This window comes from Methylobacterium soli (assembly GCF_008806385.1).
GTDB lineage: Bacteria > Pseudomonadota > Alphaproteobacteria > Rhizobiales > Beijerinckiaceae > Methylobacterium > Methylobacterium soli.
Genome location: NZ_VZZK01000038.1, coordinates 21,314 through 39,444, shown reverse-complemented (window position 1 = coordinate 39,444; position 18,131 = coordinate 21,314). Strand labels below are relative to the sequence as shown.

Genomic DNA, 18,131 nt, shown 5'->3' with positions numbered 1-18,131 from the left:
AGTTCCCTTGACAGGGGTGGTGCGTGACGCATAGCACCCATTCGTTGCGTTCAACCGTTGTTCCACATCGGCGAGCGCTTGCCGTCAGGTTCTGGCTGCGATTAAGAAAAGTCTCGGAAGTCTCGGCTGCGCGGGCAAACCGCGATACGATCGGGCACCACTCAGGGAAGAAGCGTGATGGACGAGAAGGTAGTCGAGGTTCGTGATGCCTGGCGTCAAGGGGCACATGTCGACAATGCCCGGTACCTCGAGATGTACAAGGCGTCCGTGGGCGATGCCGCGGCGTTCTGGGCGGAGCACGGCCGGCGCATCGATTGGATGACGCCCTTCACCACGGTGAAGAATACGAGCTTCGAGCCGGGCAACATCTCCATCAAGTGGTTCGAGGATGGCCGGACCAACGTCGCGTATAATTGCGTCGATCGCCATCTCGAGACCCGCGGCGATCAGACCGCGATCATCTGGGAAGGCGACGACCCGAACGAGTCCAAGCACATCACCTATCGGGAACTGCACGCGCAAGTGTGCCGGATGGCGAACGTGCTGCGCAATCGCGGGGTCTCGAAGGGGGATCGAGTCACGATCTACCTTCCGATGATCCCGGAGGCGGCCTACGCCATGCTCGCCTGCGCGCGGCTCGGAGCGATCCATTCCATCGTCTTTGGCGGCTTCTCCCCGGATTCCCTCGCGGGCCGCATCGAAGGTTGTGCATCGAAGGTGGTGATCACCGCCGACGAAGGTCTGCGCGGTGGCCGCAAGGTCGCGCTGAAGGCCAATGTCGATGCGGCGATCCAGCGGCTCGGCACGGAGGTCGTCGATCACGTCATCGTCGTGCGCCGTACCGGATCGGATGTTCCGATGGAGCCGGGCCGCGATGTCTATTACGACGAAGCCGCGGAGCAGGTGACCGACGAATGCCCGGCCGAGGCGGTCGAGGCCGAGCACCCGCTCTTCATCCTCTACACGTCAGGCTCCACCGGGCAGCCGAAGGGCGTCGTCCACACAACGGGCGGCTACCTCGTCTACGCCTCGATGACGCATCAATACGTCTTCGATTATCGCGAGGGGGAGGTCTACTGGTGCACGGCCGATGTCGGCTGGGTCACGGGCCACAGCTACATCGTCTATGGTCCGCTCGCCAACGGCGCGACGACCCTGATGTTCGAAGGCATCCCGACATATCCCTCCAATTCGCGCTTCTGGGAGGTCATCGATAAGCACAACGTCAACATCTTCTACACCGCGCCGACGGCCATCCGCTCCCTGATGGGCGGCGGTGAGGGCCCGGTGAAGAAGACCTCGCGCGCCTCCCTTCGCGTGCTCGGCTCCGTGGGTGAGCCGATCAACCCGGAAGCCTGGGATTGGTACTTCAAGGTCGTTGGCGATTCGCGCTGTCCCATCGTCGACACCTGGTGGCAGACGGAGACCGGCGGCATCCTGATCACGCCTCTGCCGGGTGCCACGAACCTCAAGCCGGGCTCCGCCACACGGCCCTTCTTCGGGGTTCAGCCGATCGTGGTCGATGCCGAGGGCAAGACGCTCGAGGGACCCTGTGAGGGCAACCTCTGCATCAAGGATTCCTGGCCCGGCCAGATGCGGACCGTCTACGGCGATCACGAGCGCTTCGAGCAGACCTATTTCTCGACCTATCCGGGCAACTATTTCACCGGGGACGGATGCCGCCGGGATGCGGACGGCTTTTACTGGATTACCGGTCGCGTGGACGACGTGATCAACGTCTCGGGCCACCGGATGGGCACGGCGGAGGTCGAATCCTCTCTGGTGGCTCACGCGAAGGTCGCTGAGGCTGCCGTGGTGGGTTACCCCCATGACCTCAAGGGTCAGGGTATCTACGCCTACGTCACCCTCAACGAGGGTGAAGAAGGTTCGGATGCGCTGCGCAAGGAGCTCGTCGCTTGGGTCCGCAAGGATATCGGGCCGATCGCCTCGCCGGACCTGATCCAGTTCGCTCCGGGGCTGCCCAAGACTCGGTCGGGCAAGATCATGCGCCGGATCCTGCGCAAGATCGCCGAGAACGAGTTCTCATCCCTCGGCGACACCTCGACGCTCGCCGAGCCCGCAGTGGTGGATGATCTGATCGAGAATCGACAGAACCGTCGCTGATCCGCACGGGTCCAAGGACCGGGCGTGACGAGCCGGCGCCCGGTCTTTCAACATCAATGGAGCCTGCGCGTAGGATTGGGCGGGCGGGCTCCTCGGCTGAAGCCCGATTGTCTCCGCAAGGCTTGCCTCAGCGCGCTCAAGACCGGACATGGTGGCCCGATTTTCGAGAATCACCGCACTCCTAACTTCTGATCGCAATAACGTCTCAGATTTCGACTTCCAGTTCGGTGAATTTATCGCACACAGGGGCGGCATCGAGCGTTGTCGTAAGGCTGCGAGCGATGTCTCGAACCAGTGTGAAGCGATTGAGCTAAATCTGCCAAGACGTGTCAGCGCGTGCTGCTGGACTACCCAGCATTATTGAGCCGCACTGGAATACAAATCCTGTCATTAATAACACCTACGTCGTTTTTGCGCGCTGGCGCCACTTGGGTGCCGACCTGACTTGCGCTAGCGTCGCGTGTCCATCCGAGCATGGAGATGACCAGGACGGTCTGCCCAGTTCGGCCGAAGGATTGAACAAGAACAGGCCGGATCGCGTCCAGACGCTATCCGTAGCCGGCGCCGGGACCTCCGGCGACCGGTCATAATCGTGTGGAGGAACCATTATGACAGTGGGAACCGCGGTGCCGCGGGCGGATGAAGCGGCAAGACCCATGACGTCCAGCGAAAAGCGAGTGATCCTCGCATCGTCGCTCGGCACCGTCTTCGAGTGGTATGATTTCTATCTCTACGGATCTCTTGCTGCCATCATCGGCGCTCAATTCTTCTCGGTCTATCCTGAGGCGACGCGCAACATCTTCGCGTTGCTGGCCTTCGCGGCGGGCTTCCTCGTCCGGCCCTTCGGCGCTCTGGTGTTCGGCCGCCTGGGTGACATGGTCGGACGGAAGTACACCTTCCTCATCACGATCCTCATCATGGGTATCTCGACCTTCTGCGTCGGTCTGCTGCCCTCCTACACGACGCTCAATGCCTACGGTATCGGCTGGGTCGCCCCGGTGACGCTGCTCGGCCTGCGCATGCTGCAGGGCCTCGCGCTCGGCGGTGAGTATGGTGGCGCCGCGGTCTACGTGGCCGAACATGCTCCGCGCGGACGACGCGGGTTCTACACGGCCTTCATTCAGACGACGGCGACGCTCGGGCTTCTGCTCTCCCTGATCATCATCCTGTCGACGCAGGGCTACGTGAACAGCGCCTACGCGCCGACCGTCGTGACGAATGCTGACGGCACCACCACCACGCTGACGGCCTTCCAGGTCTGGGGCTGGCGCATCCCGTTCCTCGTCTCCGTCGCGCTTCTCGCTATTTCGGTCTGGATCCGGCTTCAGATGCATGAAAGCCCGGCCTTCCAGAAGATGAAGGCGGAAGGCACGCAGTCGAAGGCTCCTCTCTCGGAGGCTTTCGGACAATGGCGCAATGCCAAGTGGGCACTTCTCGCACTGCTCGGCCTCACAGCCGGTCAGGCCGTCGTGTGGTACACGGGTCAGTTCTATGCCCTGTTCTTCATCCAGAGCATCCTGAAGGTCGATCAGTTTACGGCCAACGTCATGATTGCTTGGTCGCTGATCCTGGGCACCGGCGGGTTCCTGTTCTTCGGCAGCCTGTCGGATCGGATCGGCCGTAAGCCGATCATCCTCGGCGGCTGCCTGATCGCGGCCCTGACCTACTTCCCGCTGTTCAACCTGCTCACCGCCAACGCCAATCCGGCACTCCACGAAGCTCAGGCTCGCGTGGCTGTCGTGGTCAAGACCAACCCTGCGGAGTGCTCGTTCCAGTTCAATCCGGTCGGCACGGCGAAGTTCACCAAGGAGTGTGATATCGCCAAGGCGCTTCTTGCCCGGAGCGCTGTGTCCTACCGGACCGAGGCGGTACCGGCCGGTTCGCCGACGGTGGTGAACGTCGCCGGCAAGGACTTCCCGGTCTCCGATGCGACCTTCGCCAAGTCCGTCACCGCGGCGTTGACCGAGGCCGGATACCCTGCGGCGAACAACCCGACCATCATCAAGGCCTCGAACCCGATCGATATCTTCTCAGGCCAGAAGCTCGCGGTGGTCGGTATCCTGACCATTCTCGTCCTCTACGTGACGATGGTCTACGGTCCGATCGCGGCCGCACTGGTGGAGCTGTTCCCCACCCGTATCCGCTATACCTCGATGTCCTTGCCCTATCACATCGGCAATGGCTGGTTCGGCGGCCTGTTGCCGGCAACGGCCTTCGCGATGGTGGCCCAGACCGGCGACATCTATTTCGGTCTCTGGTACCCGATCGTGATCGCCCTGGTGACCTTCGTCATCGGTCTCATCTTCATTCCCGAGACCAAGGATCGCGACATCTTCACCTTCGACGACCAGCCCGCGCGCTGACGTCAAGGCCCCGGCGAAACAAGAAGGCCCCGCCAACCGGCGGGGCCTTTCCTTTTGATGCATCGAAGCGGAGAACGCCGTGAACCGGTTCAATGCCGGAAGTGGCGGTGCCCTGTGAAGACCATGGCGAGACCGGCCTCGTCGGCAGCGCGGATCACGTCGTCGTCGCGCATGGAGCCGCCGGGTTGGATCACGGCCGTGGCGCCGGCTTCAACTGCCGTCAGGAGGCCGTCCGCAAAGGGGAAGAATGCGTCCGAGGCCACGACCGAGCCCAGAGCGAGGCTCTCGGAGAGGCCTAGGCGCTTGGCGCCCTCGGCGGCCTTCCAGGCCGCGATGCGCGAGGAATCGACCCGCGACATCTGCCCGGCCCCGATCCCGATCGTCGCCCCATCCTTGGCGTAGACGATCGCATTCGACTTCACATGCTTGGCGACCCGGTAGGCAAAGCGCAGATCCGCGTATTCCTGCTCCGTCGGCGCGCGTTTCGTGACGACATTGAGTGGCATGTCGTCGACGACCGCGTTGTCGCGACCCTGCACGAGCAGGCCGCCCGAGAGACTGCGCACAGTCTCGCCCGGCGCGCGCGGGTCCGGCAGGCTGCCGGCGATGAGAAGGCGAAGGTTCTTTTTCGCCGCGACGATCGCCCTCGCCTCCTCGGACGCGTCGGGTGCGATGATCACTTCCGTGAAGATCTCGACGATCCGGCGGGCGGCTTCCGCGTCGAGGGTGCGATTCAACGCGACGATTCCGCCAAATGCCGATGTCGGATCGCAGGTCAGTGCCCGTTCATAGGCGGCGAGCGGATCGTTGCCCTCCGCGACGCCGCAGGGATTGGCGTGCTTGATGATCGCGACCGCCGCCGTCCTGACGGGATCGAATTCCGCCACGCATTCGTAGGCCGCATCCGTGTCGTTGAGGTTGTTGAAGGAAAGTTCCTTGCCTTGGAGCTGCTGGGCGCTCGCCACACCGGCCCGCACGATGCCGGGGGCTCTGTAGAAGGCCGCCGGCTGGTGCGGATTTTCGCCGTAGCGGAGCCCCTGCGCGAGGTTGCCCCCGAAGGCGCGGTAGGCCGGCGTGGCGGCCACCCCGATCTCTCCGGCGAGCCAGTTCGCGATGGCTGCGTCGTAGGCAGCCGTGCGGGCGTACGCCTTCTGGGCCAAGCGCCGCCGCGTTTCTCCGCAGAGCGTACCGCTGCCGCTCTCGAGTTCGGAAAGGAGTGCCTGATAATCCGAGACATCGGTGACGACCGCGACATCGGCGTGGTTCTTGGCGGCTGCACGGATCATCGCCGGCCCGCCGACATCGATGTTCTCCACACATTCCGCATAGGGCTTGCCTGCGGCGATCGTCGCCTCGAAGGGGTAGAGATTGACGACCAGGAGATCGATGGCTCCGATCCCGTGCGCCGCGAGCGCCGCCTGGTGCTCCGGGTTGTCCCGGATTGCCAGGAGGCCGCCATGCACCGCCGGGTGGAGTGTCTTGACGCGCCCGTCCATCATCTCCGGAAAGCCGGTCAGGTCCGCGACCTCGGTCACCGGGAGTCCCGCCTCGCTCAAGGTCCGGTGCGTTCCGCCGGTCGAGACGAGATCGATGCCGCGCGCATTCAGGGCGCGGGCGAAATCGACGAGGCCCGCTTTGTCCGAAACGGAAAGGAGCGCGCGGGTCACCCGCACTTTGTCATGGGGCATCAGTCGTTCGTCCTGGCAATCGCGAGGTTTCGCCGGCGCGGTAACATGAATCCGGGCAAGCGGGCCAGGGTGGGGTGGACCAGGAGGCGACGGCCAGAGCCCTTTGTGCGGATGTTGGCCCGGGCTCAGGCTCCCGGACCCATCCGGCGCGCGAATGACCAGCGCACCTGGGTGGTCTCCTCGACGCGCAGGTGCAGCACGATCTGATCAGTGCGCCGCGCCCCCGAGAGTCCTGCGAAGTAGACGCTTTCCTCGATCGCGATCGCGGCGCCCTCGGCTTGGAATTCCCAGACCTCGCCGAGAGGTGACGTCAGCGTCAAGTCGTCGGTGGCCTCGCCCCGAACCACGATGGCAGGATGGAGGTGGAAGCGGATCGCGACGTCCTGTGCCCTGTGGCGGCCCTTGCCTGTCCGCACGAACGCATCCTCGCCATCGAGCCGTCCGGCAGCGCCCGACAACTGCCATCTGCGCTCATGCACGATGCCGAAATCCTCGGCGTATCCGTCGTGGCGGGCGGCCAGGATGCGGGCCTCCCCCGCATCGGTGCGCTCCGCTTTCACGTCGCCGGGACCGCGCAGAATGACTGAGCCGAGGCGGCGGCACAGCCATTCCGCGGCGAAGCGTTCGCCCCACCAGCCCCCGCCGACGAGGAAGCGGCAGGAAGAGGTGTTGGCGATCGTGGCCGTCGAGTGTGCGGTGGTGCTGCGTGCGAGGCGTCGCAACTCCGCCCCACTCGCCGGCAGGCCGCAATTGAGGACGATTCGCTGCGGGCCGCTCGACATCTCGAAGGAGAGGCAGCCTGCCGCGGCGTTGCGGGAAAAGGGCAGCGGAGGTGGCGCACCCACATCGGCCACCACGACGATCCGTCCGCTCTCCAGTCGCTCGTAGCCTGAATTCGGCGCGTGCGACATCGGCTGCGCCATCGTGCCGTCATAGACCAGGAGGGTGGCGAGGTGGTCCGCGGCTGTCGCCCCCATGCCGTTGAAATGACTTAAGGACGCGTCGGCGTGGCGCAGGAGTCTGAGGAGCGGCAGCATCCGGTCGATGGCGCGGAGCAACGCCTCTGGCGGGTCGACGCTGCGGCTCAGATAGCTCTGACGCAGGGGCAGGAGATCGAGCAGCAGCTCCATGGCGAAACGCGGATCGCGGCTGCGATGGCCGCCATCGGGCATGATCTGTCGATCGAGTTCCCGCGAGAGAATCCGGGTCGCGCGCCGGAGGATCGGCTCGATCCCTTCACAGCACAGACCAGCGTAGCAGAGCGCCACCGCCGCACTCAGCCGCCCTTGCGGAGGCAAACCCCTGCGGAGCTCCCGCTCCAACTCGCGAGCGGATCTGCCGATGGTCTTAAGGAACGACTGGTAGAAGGTTCGGTCAGCCCCCTCCAGCACCAAGGGCGACTGGCTGAGGAACGAGATCAGGCGCCGGGCGGCGACCGGAGTGGAGCGCGCAAGGTTCGGATCGCCCCGGCCCGCCATGAAGTCGGCGACGAAAGCACGGGCATTCGCACGGGCAAGGGCCGTGTCGGCGGCACGCAGGTGCCTGAGCCAGCCGAAGCCGTAGAGAATGTCGGCCCATTCCGGCGAGGGCGGCGTGTAGTCGAACGGCGAGCGTCCGCTCACCGCGAGCGAACGGCCGGCGAAGACGAAGAGCCCGGAATAGATATCGTCCGCGAAGGTCGCATCGCTGGTGCGCAGATCCTGAGGCGCGATGACAAGGCCCGTCACCCGGACACGAGCGAGGATATCGGGCGACGATGTCAGCCGTGCCGATGCACCGCGCATCGACCGCGCGATTTCGCGTCCGACGAGCCGATACAAGCGCCAGCGATCAGGCCCCCAACGCACGTAATCTCCCCGCCGGGCCATCGCGCCCGAATGCGCCCGGCCCGTTTTCACAGCGAACGAAGCTAGAGTGGGCCTCTTAACCATCGGTTAAGCATATGCCCAGTGGGCGGGGATGATTGTGCCGGTCAGGTCCTGCGCCACCGGCTCGATCCGACGGTTCGCGGTTGTGCTCTCAAAGGCAGATGTCCGGAGCATGTGGAGAGCGGTGATTGCGGGGACAACGAAGACAGAATCGCGGCCCGTAGCCGGCAATCTCTTGATCCACCTAAGACATTTACCCGTCAGGGCTTTCTCTCGGTTACCGTGATCAGCGTTCGTCACCGGGACACCGAACGATCATGCGTTTCGACCTCAGCGAAGACCCAACGGGCCTGTGGTTCTGGACCCTGTCCGATGACCGCTCCGGCGCCGTGGTCTGCTCACCATCGCGCTTTCGGACGCAGGTCCAAGCCTATGCCGACATCGCAGCCTTCAAGGCGTCCGTCTCGGGCGCCGGGGTGCTCATCGGCGATCGGCCCAAACGGCGTGAGCGGGACGACGGAAGCGGGCAACTCGGCCTCCTCTAACCCGCGCGCCGCTTGAGCCGAGTCGCGAAGAACCCGTCGAGACCCCCGCGCTCCGTCACTCCGTTGCCGTCGAGATGGGCCGGGAGCGTGCGGAGATCTCCGTTCCGATCAATCAGTTCGCCGAGCCCGCCGACCTCGTTCAGCATCACCGGAAGGCGCTCGTAATCGCCGTTGCGCGCCAGGAAGGCAGCAACCTGCTGCTCCCCTTCCTCCGGCTCGAGCGAACAGGTGCAGTAGAGAAGCCGCCCCCCCGGTCTCACCAAGAGAGCGGCCCGGTCGAGGAGGCGCGATTGGAGCGATGCGAGCCGTGCGATATCGGGCTCGGCTTTTGTCCAGGCGACGTCCGGATGCCGACGGATCGTGCCGGTGGCCGAGCACGGCGCATCGAGGAGCACCGCATCGAACGTGCCCTCGCCCGTCATCTTCAACGCGTCGCCAACCTGGATATCCGCACTCAGCCCGAGCCGGGTCAGATTCTGCCGCAGGCGCTCCAGCCGTGGCGCCGAGCGGTCGATGGCGGTGACATGTGCGCCGCGAGCGGCGAGTTGGGCAGTCTTGCCGCCCGGTGCTGCGCAGAGGTCGGCGACGCGCTCGCCGGGCGCGACATCGAGGAGCCGGGCCGGGATCGCGGCGGCCGCGTCCTGCACCCACCATTCCCCCTCGGCGTAGCCCGACAGGTCCACGACGGATGTCCGCGTATCGCGCAAGCGCAAAGAACCGATCGGCAGGGGATCCGCCCCAAGGCGCTCGGCCCAGGCCTGCATCTCCCCGCGCACGCTGAGATCGATCGCGGCGCCCCTCAGATGTGCCCTCGCGATCGCCTGAGCCAGATCCGGCCCATAGGCCGCGCGCCAGCGCGTCGCGAGCCAGAGCGGGGTGTTGTTCTCCAAGGGGTCCGTCGCCTCAGCCAGGACGGCGTCCCGCTCGCGCACGATTCGGCGCAGCACGGCATTGACCAGACCGGCCAGGTGCTGGGCTTGCGGATCGGCTTTGGCCAACCGGACAGCGAGGTCGACGGCGGCATGATCGGGCACGTTCAGATCGACGATCTGAGCCGCGCCCGTGGCAAGGAGCGCGAGAAGGCGCGGCTCCTCGGGCAGCCCCTGCGCCAGCCGCGCGGCCAGCGCACGCTTCAGGAAGCCGAAGCGACGGAAGGTGACCGTCGCGATGGCGCGCGCCAGAGCCGCGTCGGCCGGCTCGAGTTGGGCGTTCCGCCCCGCCTGCTCAAGAGCATCTTCGAGCGCGAAGGCACGGTTCTTCCCGATCAGATCGGCCACCGCGTTCTGCGCAACCCTGCGAGCCGCGAGGCCCGCCACATCGCCATCGACGGCAGGACCCTGGCCGCCCACATTGCGGCGTGTCGCCATGAAACATACTTTCCCGTGGTCACCGGCGGATATGCCGGATCACCTCCATGCCCTTTCACCTGAGCGGACACGATGCAAGACCCGATCGAGCCTGGCGACGCCGTCGAGACCGCTGCCGCATCACCGGCGCGTCCTTTGACACCTGCTGCCAAGCGGGCATTGGCCGAGGCCGCCGAACGGCGTGCCGCCGTGGATGCGCACGCCGCCGGGATTGCCGCGAAGGGCGAGCGGCTTGGTCGTGGCGGGCTGGAGCCGGTGCGCTACGATGATTGGGAGGTGAAGGGCATCGCCGTCGATTTCTGATCGCCGGCGTCGATCGATCAACGCAGGAACGTCCGCCCGGCAATGCTGTTGGGCCCTCAGTCAGGCAGATGAGGGAGACCCGACCATGACAACGAAAATCTCGAGCAAAGCGGCTCCGGCAGGACCGCAGGGCGAAGTCAAACTCGCCGCCGGCGAGAGGCTCTCCATGCGGATGTGGCGCGACGAACCCCCGACCGAACACAAGCCGAGCGGGAGCCGGCCCTACGAGACCGTAGGATATGTCATCTCTGGTCGGGCCGAACTGACGCTGAGCGGAGAGACCGTCAGGCTTGAGCCCGGCGATTCCTGGCTCGTGCCGGCCGGAACTGAGCACACCTACAAGATTCTTGAGGCCTTCACGGCTGTCGAAGCCACCGCTCCCCCCGCGTCTTCCTAGTGCGGCTCGGCTACCCGATCGACGACGCTGTTGCGATGGCCTGCCGAGCGGCAGGCCATCGGACTCCGCGGCTCAGCGGATCATGTAGACCTGTGTGCCGACGGAGACGCGGTCGTACAGATCGACGATGTCCTGATTGTACATGCGGACGCAGCCGTAGGACGCGTAAGTGCCGACCGAACTCGGCCGGTTCGTTCCATGGATCGCGTATTCACCACCCGCCAGCGTCATGGCGGCCACGCCCATGGGATTGCGCGGCGAGCCGCCGGCGATGAGATTCGGGATGCGTGGATTGTCACGCTTGACCTCGCGCGGTGGTGACCAGGCGGGCTGAACATATTTCCCGTCGATCTGCGTGGCACCGACCCACTGCTTCCCGGGGCGCCCGACCGCGACCGGGTATCGGATCGCTGTGCCGTCGCCGTTGACGAGGTAGAGGCGCCGCTCGGAAATCCGGATCACCACCGACCCCGGCGAAATCGACCCCTCGTGAAAGGGCACCATCTCGCGCGCATGGCTGGGGGCGATCGCTCCCAACCCGACGAGCACCGCCCCTGCGGCAACTGCTCCCCATCCCTTCTGCCCGAACATCGGATCGTCCTCGAAAGCGTGACCTTACGCATGTCGATAATCCACGGCGAAGGTTGCTGTTCCGGTCGAAGCAGAGTGTCGGGTGAATTTGCCCACTACGACTGATTGTTTCGGTAAAAACTGCGCAGAACGCCTCGATCGAAGGTCACGCATTCCGCAAACCAAAATGTAACCTTGATCGCCGTCAGCGCTCGATCAAGCGCGATGCGTCCTCGCTGCGCCCCTGCCAGCCGTGACGCTCAAGTTCCGGGTCGAGATGTTCCTCGACGGGGTAGCCGACGCATAGATAGGCGACGAGGTGCCATGCATCTGCGACCTCCAGGACGGTCTTCACGCGATCTGGTTCCAAGATCGAGACCCAGCCGACGCCGAGCCCGTACGCCCGGGCGGCGAGCCAGAATCCCTGAACCGCGCCCACCACGGAGTAGCGCAGCATCTCAGGCATCGTCCTGCGTCCGAGCCCGTGCCCGGATTCCGTCGCCTCGTCGCAAAAGACCGCAAGATGCACCGGGGCTTCACGCAATCCTTCAAGCTTCAGGCGGCGATAGAGCTCGCGGCGTGCGTCCGTGTAGCGCGTGCCCGCATCCGCGTTGCAGCGCTCGAAACTCGCCAGGATTGCGCCGCGCCGGTCCGCATCGGACACGCGCACGAAACGCCAGGGATGACTGTTGCCCACCGAGGGGCTGAGATTCGCAAGGGCGAGACAGGCCCGCAACGCCGCCTCGTCGACGGGATCTTGGCGAAAGCGCCGCACATCCCGGCGCCATGCGAATAGGTCGCCAAGCGTTGCGCGGAAACAATCGTCGAAGGAGGGCACAGAGCAACGATCCGGACACGAAAGCACGTGTCTTAGCCGGTTCCGCCGGGGCGCGCAGAAAAAAGGCCGCTCCGAAGAGGCGGCCTGAAGTCCTTGGGTCTCGAAACCTCTGGAATGTCGGTCGGTGCGTAGCGGCTCGGCGTCCGAGGGCTGGGGAGCTCGGGTTTCGGACGCGAACCGGACACTGTCCAACGAGGTTCGGGAGTTGTTGTGTCGTCGCAACAAGGCTCGCGAAAGGCGCTAAAGCGGCAAAACCGTGGTGGTTTGTTTCTGGGGCGTGGCCGTGGTGCCCTAGACAGCGCCCTTGCGACCCGGCGCGGCGCGGCCCATCATTCGGCTAACCGAAGCTGCCCGACGATGGAGCGACGATGAGCGAGAGGACGAGTGCCGAGCCCCGCCCGAATGATTCAGCGGCCCATGTGGTCCCCTTCCCGGCCTCTTCGCCAGGTCCCCAAGTTTCCTTCAACCGCGACGAACTCCGGACGATCTTCAATCTCTACGGACGCATGGTTTCCGACGGCGAGTGGCGCGATTACGCACTCGATTTCCGCCGGGACAAGGCGGTCTTCTCGATCTATCGCCGGACGTCGGAGATGCCGCTCTACCGGGTCGAGAAGGATCCCAAACTCGCCCGGCGACAGGGCGCCTACGCCGTCGTCGCGGCGAGCGGCCTTGTCTTGAAGCGTGGAACCGATCTCGGTCGGGTGCTGGCCGTTTTGGAGAAGCCGCTGCGGATCGTCTGACGCCGCTCACGCGCTCCACAGCGGTGTCGGCGACGATCCTGGACTTGAACCGGGCAGCCCGCACAGATGGTCATGCCATAGAAAAAGGCCCCGGCGCTCGACGCCGGGGCCTTTCTTCTCGAAACGATGTCGTCGCTTAGCGGCGGTCGCCCATCAGCGAGAGCATGAACTGGAACATGTTGATGAAGTCGAGATAGAGCGTCAGCGCGCCGTTCACCGACATCTTGGCCGCGACCTCTCCGTCGCCACCGCCGTAGAGATACATCTCCTTCAGCTTCTGCGTGTCGTAGGCGGTCAGACCGGCGAAGATGCCGACGCCCAGGAGCGAGATCGCCCATTGCAGGCCGGAGGACTGCAGGAAGATGTTGACCAGCGATGCGATGATCAGGCCGATCAGGCCCATGATCAGGAACGAGCCCATGCCGGACAGGCTACGCTTGGTGGTGTAGCCATAGAGGCTCAAGCCACCGAATGTCGCTGCCGTGATGAAGAACACCCGAACCACGCTGGCCCCCGTGAACACGAGGAGCAGTGTCGACATCGAGGCGCCCATCACCGCCGCGAAGGCGAAGAAGGTCAGGCGCGCGGATGCGGCCGACATTCGGTCCATCCGCATCGAGAAGACGAAAATGAACGCCAGCGGGGCGAGCATGAGCACCCATTTGAGGGGGCTGTTGTAGAGCATCTGACCGAACGGGGTCAGGGCGAGCCGGCCCGTCTCGGTCTGCGCCGTCGCGGCCATGTTCAGCCCGAGCGCGACGAGGCCCGAGATGCCGAGGCCGACGACCATGTTGTTGTAGACGCCGAGCATGAAGGCCCGCAGCCCCTGGTCGACCTCGACCTGGGTGCCCGCGTAGCCGGGGGCTTGCGCGCCGTACCGGAAGGGAGAGTTGTCGAATGCCATGGGAGTTTCCTTTGGAAGCTCTCTCAGCGTGCTGTTGGGAACGAGGCTCACGCACAACCTCTGGCGCCGTCGCGAGCGCCTCGGCTCCAAATATGTTGCGTTGCGCGCCCAGGCACAAGAGGCCAGCCGAGCTTGCGGGTGCGGTTTTTCAGGGCGGAAGTGCGGTATTTTCTTCGATAAATCAGGGATTAAATCGGGTTAACCCTGCATTTGGCGCAAATTCGACTGAGCCATTATCGCTCGGCCGCCGTTTCGTGCGAAACGGGACAACCGGTAACGTGATCCTAAAACTGCCTGAGGTAGGGGGCGGGCTTCTGCCCCAGGATACGCCACGTTCCAGCGAGTCCCAGGATGACGGCGAAGATTACGGCAAGGCCCGCGGCGGCGAGCGCACCCGTAAGGTCGAGTGTGAATTCCAGACGCATGACTTTGGTCACGATCACCCAGCCCGCAAGCGTGCCGGCCAGAAGCCCGAAGAGGGCCGTGACGAGCCCGAGGGCACCGTATTCGAGGCTGTACGCCGCGAGCAGCCGTCCGCGGCTGGCCCCGAGAACTTTGAGGACGACGGCATCGTACAGGCGGGCTCTGTGACCGGCCGCGATCGCGCCGGCAAGTACGAACAGGCTCGCGATCACCGCGATGCCGCTCGCACCGCGGATCGCGAGAACCAGCTTTCCGACGAGATCGCTCACGGTCTCAAGAGCGTCCTTCACCCTTACGCTTGTGACCGAGGGAAAGCTGCGGGCGACATCGCGCAGGATCGCGTTCTCGGCCTTCGGATCGCCGGCGCCTGACAGGGTCAGGGTCGCGAGGTCCGAATGGGGCGCCCCGCGGAAGGTGCCCGGTGAGAACACCATTACGAAGTTGATGCCGAGTGACCGCCACTCGACCTTGCGGAGGTTCGCGATCCGGGCAGTCAGGTTGCGCCCGAGCACGTTGACGGTCACGCTGCTGCCGACGACGAGACCGAGGCTGCGTCCGAGTTCCGCATCGAACGAGACGAGAGGAGTTCGCGCCTCCTCCGCGCTCCACCAGGTGCCTGCCACGAGGGTCGAGCCCTCCGGCATGTCCTCCGCGTAGGTGATGCCGCGGTCGCCATCGAGCACCCAGGCCGCGTCCTCCGGAGGCTTGATCTTGTCCACCGGCACGCCGTTCAGCGCCACGATGCGACCGCGCATCATCGGCACCCGCTCGATCTTGCCGCCGGGCGCGGCTTGGCCGAGGAAGGTGTGAAACGCATCCGCCTCGGCGGCCGGGATATCGAGGAAGAACAGGTTCGGAGCGTGTGCCGGCAGGGTGCTGGTCAGGGTTCGCCGGACATTGGCGTCGATTAAGCTCAGAGTGACCAGGAGGGTCACGCCGAGGCCCAGAGACAGGACGATGGCCGGCGTCAGGGCTCCGGGACGGTGGAGATTGGCGAGTGCCATCCGCGGCGCGGCGCGCTTCGGCCGCGGCAGACGCCGTGCGCCCGCCATCAGCCCGAATCCCACCAGGCGTAGCAGCCCGAACGCGATACCCGCGGCGGTGATGAAGATCAAAGCTACCCGGCGGTCGAACGCGGTGAAGAGAGCGAGACCGATCAGCGCCGCGAGGGCACCCGCGAGGACGAGCCGGTATCGGAGCCGAACCTGTTGCCCAGACGGATCGACGGTGTCGCGAAACAGACCCGAGACGGGAATGTCGTGAGCACGCCCGAGGGGCGTGATGGCGAAGGCGAGTGCGGTGATAAGACCATAAGCGGTCGCGAGGGCGAGTTCGCCCGGGGCGAGCGTGGGATTGAGGGGCAGCGGGAGATCGTTTCGGAACAGCGCGTCGAGCATGAAGGGCAGACTCGCTCCGATGGCGAGCCCGATCGCGGTCCCGAAGCCCGCAATCAGCATCACCTGCGTGAGGTAGAGGGTCACCACCTGGGAGCCCGGCGCTCCGACGCTTTTCAGAGTCGCAATTGAGCTGCGCTTGCGCTCGACGAAGGCGTGGACGGCGTTCGCCACACCGACACCGCCCACGATCAGGGCGGTGAGCCCGACCAGCGTCAGAAATTGCGTGAAACGCTCGATGCTCTTGGCAAAGCGCGGATCGGCGTTGGCGCGCGAGCGCATCTCCCAACCTGCATCCGGCGCCGCCTTGGCGATCCGCTCCGCCATGGCAATGAGGTCGGCGTCGCTCGAACCCGGCACCTGCAGGCGGTAGCTCCAGCGGTTCAGGCTTCCCGGCTGAATGAGCCCGGTGCTGCGGAGGGCAGCCCGCGAGATGATGAGGCGAGGACCGAACCCGATGCCGTTGGCGATGCGGTCAGGCTCAGACAGGAGGCTCGCCCGTATGGTGAAGGGCCGGCCCGCGAGGGTGATCCTGTCGCCGACTTTGAGGTCGAGACGCGTCAGGAGAGCCGGATCGCTCACCGCTCCGAAGACTCCATCGCGCTCCGCGAGAAGGTTCTCCAACGGCACCTGCGGCTCGGTGATGACTTCGCCCGCAGCCGGGTACCGCTGGTCGACGGCCTTCAGCTCGACCAGGGCCGCGCCCTTTTCGCCTGCGAGGGCCATCGCGCGCAGGGTCGCGATCACATCCACCCGGCCCTCGGCATCGAGGGCGGCGCGTTCCGTCTGACTCGCCTCCCGGTTGATCAGAGAGTAGCTGAGATCAGCCCCGAGTATGCGTCGGCCCTCACGCCCGAGCCCGTCCGAGAGCGAACGCGAGATCGATGCGACGCCGGCGATCGCCGCGACGCCGAGCGCGATGCAGGCGAGAAAGACCGCGAAGCCCGCAAGGCCGCCGCGCAACTCCCGCAAGGCGAGACGCAAGGTCAGCGGAAGCCGCGCGAAGGTGATGGGCGCGCGTCGCTCGGGCTCGGCCGTCTGCGGAAGGGTGCCGTGCATTCAGATGTCCGATGCCGGGTGCGCGTGCACGGGAAGCGGGCTCGTCACGCGCTCACCGCGGTCTCGATGCGGCCGGAGCGCAGGCGCACCGTGCGGTCACAGAGCTTGGCGAGACCCGGATCGTGGGTGACGAGCACCAGGGTGACCCCGCGATCACGCTTCAGTGCGAAGAGGAGATCGACGATCTGCCGCCCGGTCGCTTCGTCGAGGTTGCCGGTGGGTTCGTCCGCCACGAGGATGGCCGGATCGGGTGCGAGCGCGCGTGCGATGGCGACGCGCTGCTGCTCGCCGCCGGAAAGCTGCGCCGGATAATGATGCAGGCGATGGCCGAGGCCGACGGCGCCGAGCTCGGCCTCGGCACGGAGATGGGCATCGGGTTTGTCCGCGAGTTCGAGCGGAAGTGCCACGTTCTCGAGGGCCGTCATGGTCGGAACGAGATGGAAGGCCTGAAACACGATTCCGATCCGTCGTCCGCGGAAACGCGCGAGCGCATCCTCGTCGAGTCTGCCCAGATCCGCGCCCTCGATGAAGACCGCGCCGGAATCGGGCCGCTCCAATCCCGCCATGACCATCAGCAGCGTCGACTTGCCGGAACCCGACGGGCCGACGAGACCGACGGCTTCGCCGCTGTCAACATCGAGCGAAATACCGCGCAGGACATGGACGCGGGCCGCTCCACGCCCGAGGCTGAGGTCGACTTGAGATAAGGCAATGGCCTTGCCGGACATCAACGGGAAACCGATCTGTGCGCAGGAGCGGGCATCGAACGAGGGTCAGGGTTGGTGGCGAATGATTCAGTGCGCATTGGCACGTCTCGCGGCGCGTGTCGCCGGCTTCGGCCAAATGGTGGGGCGAAAGCTGCCACGCCATGATGGCCGCCTCACGGCATCGCTCCTCGCGCTCTTTGCCGCACTCGTCCTGATGGAATCCCCTGCCCGGGCGTCGCCGGACCAACGCCCACTCAACCTCGTGGCCTTCGGCGACAGTCTCACGGCGGGCTTCAGGCTGCCCGCAGATGCGGCGTTCCCGGCTGTTTTGGAGCGCACCCTGAAGGCGAAAGGATACGCCGTCACGGTGGCCAATGCGGGAGTCTCCGGTGACACGACGACCGGGGGGCTCGACCGGCTCGAATGGTCGGTGCCCGATGGGACGGACGGGGTCATCCTCGAACTCGGTGCCAACGACATGTTGCGGGGCACCGACCCTGGCGTCACGAAGAAGGCCCTCGACACCATCGTGAGCCGCCTCAAGGCACGGGGCATCCCGGTTCTGATGGCGGGCATGCGGGCTTCCACCAATCTCGGCCCCGACTTCATCAGCCGCTTCGACGCGATCTACCCGAGCCTGTCGGAGCAATACGGCCTCGTCCTGTACCCGTTCTTTCTCGAAGGCATCGCCGGGAACCGTTCATTCAACCTCGAGGACGGGATGCATCCCAATGTGAGCGGCGTGGAGAGGATCGTCGTCGGCATCCTGCCCACGGTCGAGAACTTCCTGCAGCAAATCCGGGGCGGCCCGCGTTAGGGATTTGCTTCCGATCGAATT

General features: G+C 65.4%; 15 protein-coding genes. 7 read left to right on the top strand and 8 right to left on the bottom strand.

Annotation, left to right across the window (positions count from 1 at the left end):
- Positions 1-177: 177 nt before the first annotated feature.
- Both acs and F6X53_RS26190 read left to right on the top strand, forming a co-directional pair.
- Positions 178-2,124, top strand: a complete 1,947-nt coding sequence (gene acs, locus F6X53_RS26195; protein ID WP_151003888.1) for an acetate--CoA ligase — start codon at positions 178-180, stop codon at positions 2,122-2,124.
- 608 nt (positions 2,125-2,732) lie between these two features.
- The gene (locus F6X53_RS26190) at positions 2,733-4,487 is read left to right on the top strand and encodes an MFS transporter (RefSeq protein ID WP_151003886.1); all 1,755 of its coding nucleotides are present in this window, start codon (positions 2,733-2,735) and stop codon (positions 4,485-4,487) included.
- An 89-nt stretch (positions 4,488-4,576) separates the two neighbouring features.
- On the opposite strand, the gene purH is transcribed toward F6X53_RS26190, so the two are convergent.
- Both purH and F6X53_RS26180 read right to left on the bottom strand, forming a co-directional pair.
- Positions 4,577-6,175, bottom strand: a complete 1,599-nt coding sequence (gene purH / locus F6X53_RS26185) for a bifunctional phosphoribosylaminoimidazolecarboxamide formyltransferase/IMP cyclohydrolase (protein ID WP_151003884.1) — start codon at positions 6,173-6,175, stop codon at positions 4,577-4,579.
- Between the two features lie 125 nt (positions 6,176-6,300).
- Positions 6,301-8,043, bottom strand: coding sequence for a heparinase II/III family protein (locus tag F6X53_RS26180; RefSeq protein WP_373876013.1), 1,743 nt, complete (start codon positions 8,041-8,043; stop codon positions 6,301-6,303).
- 317 nt (positions 8,044-8,360) lie between these two features.
- Between F6X53_RS26180 and F6X53_RS26175 the strand changes: the two genes are divergently transcribed.
- Entirely contained in the window at positions 8,361-8,588 is a 228-nt protein-coding gene (locus tag F6X53_RS26175) for a hypothetical protein (RefSeq protein ID WP_151003879.1), read from the top strand.
- On the opposite strand, the gene F6X53_RS26170 is transcribed toward F6X53_RS26175, so the two are convergent.
- Positions 8,585-9,955 carry an RsmB/NOP family class I SAM-dependent RNA methyltransferase gene (locus tag F6X53_RS26170; protein WP_151003877.1) on the bottom strand — a complete coding sequence of 457 codons (1,371 nt, stop codon included), beginning with the start codon at positions 9,953-9,955 and terminating at the stop codon, positions 8,585-8,587. The two genes, F6X53_RS26175 and F6X53_RS26170, sit on opposite strands and share 4 nt — an antisense overlap.
- 72 nt (positions 9,956-10,027) lie before the next feature.
- Here F6X53_RS26170 and F6X53_RS26165 point away from each other — a divergent pair, with 72 nt between their 5' ends.
- Both F6X53_RS26165 and F6X53_RS26160 read left to right on the top strand, forming a co-directional pair.
- On the top strand, positions 10,028-10,258 hold the full coding sequence (locus F6X53_RS26165) for a DUF1674 domain-containing protein (protein ID WP_151003875.1): 231 nt from the start codon (positions 10,028-10,030) through the stop codon (positions 10,256-10,258).
- Between the two features lie 85 nt (positions 10,259-10,343).
- Complete coding sequence (locus F6X53_RS26160; RefSeq protein ID WP_151003873.1) at positions 10,344-10,655, top strand: cupin domain-containing protein; 312 nt, start codon at positions 10,344-10,346, stop codon at positions 10,653-10,655.
- A 72-nt stretch (positions 10,656-10,727) separates the two neighbouring features.
- Here F6X53_RS26160 and F6X53_RS26155 read toward each other — a convergent pair whose 3' ends face one another.
- The gene (locus tag F6X53_RS26155; RefSeq protein WP_151003871.1) at positions 10,728-11,246 is read right to left on the bottom strand and encodes a L,D-transpeptidase; all 519 of its coding nucleotides are present in this window, start codon (positions 11,244-11,246) and stop codon (positions 10,728-10,730) included.
- 184 nt (positions 11,247-11,430) lie between these two features.
- Positions 11,431-12,090: a 5,6-dimethylbenzimidazole synthase gene (bluB, locus tag F6X53_RS26150; protein WP_151003910.1), complete on the bottom strand. Its 660-nt coding sequence runs from the start codon at positions 12,088-12,090 to the stop codon at positions 11,431-11,433.
- Positions 12,091-12,431: 341 nt separating this feature from the next.
- Between bluB and F6X53_RS26145 the strand changes: the two genes are divergently transcribed.
- Complete coding sequence (locus tag F6X53_RS26145; RefSeq protein ID WP_151003869.1) at positions 12,432-12,806, top strand: DUF2794 domain-containing protein; 375 nt, start codon at positions 12,432-12,434, stop codon at positions 12,804-12,806.
- Between the two features lie 136 nt (positions 12,807-12,942).
- Here the strand turns inward: F6X53_RS26145 and F6X53_RS26140 are convergent, their stop codons facing one another.
- The 3 genes from F6X53_RS26140 to F6X53_RS26130 all read right to left on the bottom strand — a co-directional run bounded on the left by F6X53_RS26140 (position 12,943) and on the right by F6X53_RS26130 (position 17,314).
- Positions 12,943-13,710, bottom strand: coding sequence for a Bax inhibitor-1/YccA family protein (locus tag F6X53_RS26140; RefSeq protein ID WP_151003867.1), 768 nt, complete (start codon positions 13,708-13,710; stop codon positions 12,943-12,945).
- A 284-nt stretch (positions 13,711-13,994) separates the two neighbouring features.
- Positions 13,995-16,586: an ABC transporter permease gene (locus F6X53_RS26135; RefSeq protein WP_151003864.1), complete on the bottom strand. Its 2,592-nt coding sequence runs from the start codon at positions 16,584-16,586 to the stop codon at positions 13,995-13,997.
- 44 nt (positions 16,587-16,630) lie between these two features.
- On the bottom strand, positions 16,631-17,314 hold the full coding sequence (locus tag F6X53_RS26130) for an ABC transporter ATP-binding protein (RefSeq protein WP_151003862.1): 684 nt from the start codon (positions 17,312-17,314) through the stop codon (positions 16,631-16,633).
- Positions 17,315-17,429: 115 nt separating this feature from the next.
- On the opposite strand from F6X53_RS26130, the gene F6X53_RS26125 reads away from it, so the two are divergent.
- The gene (locus tag F6X53_RS26125; protein WP_151003860.1) at positions 17,430-18,110 is read left to right on the top strand and encodes an arylesterase; all 681 of its coding nucleotides are present in this window, start codon (positions 17,430-17,432) and stop codon (positions 18,108-18,110) included.
- The last annotated feature ends 21 nt before the right edge of the window (positions 18,111-18,131 follow it).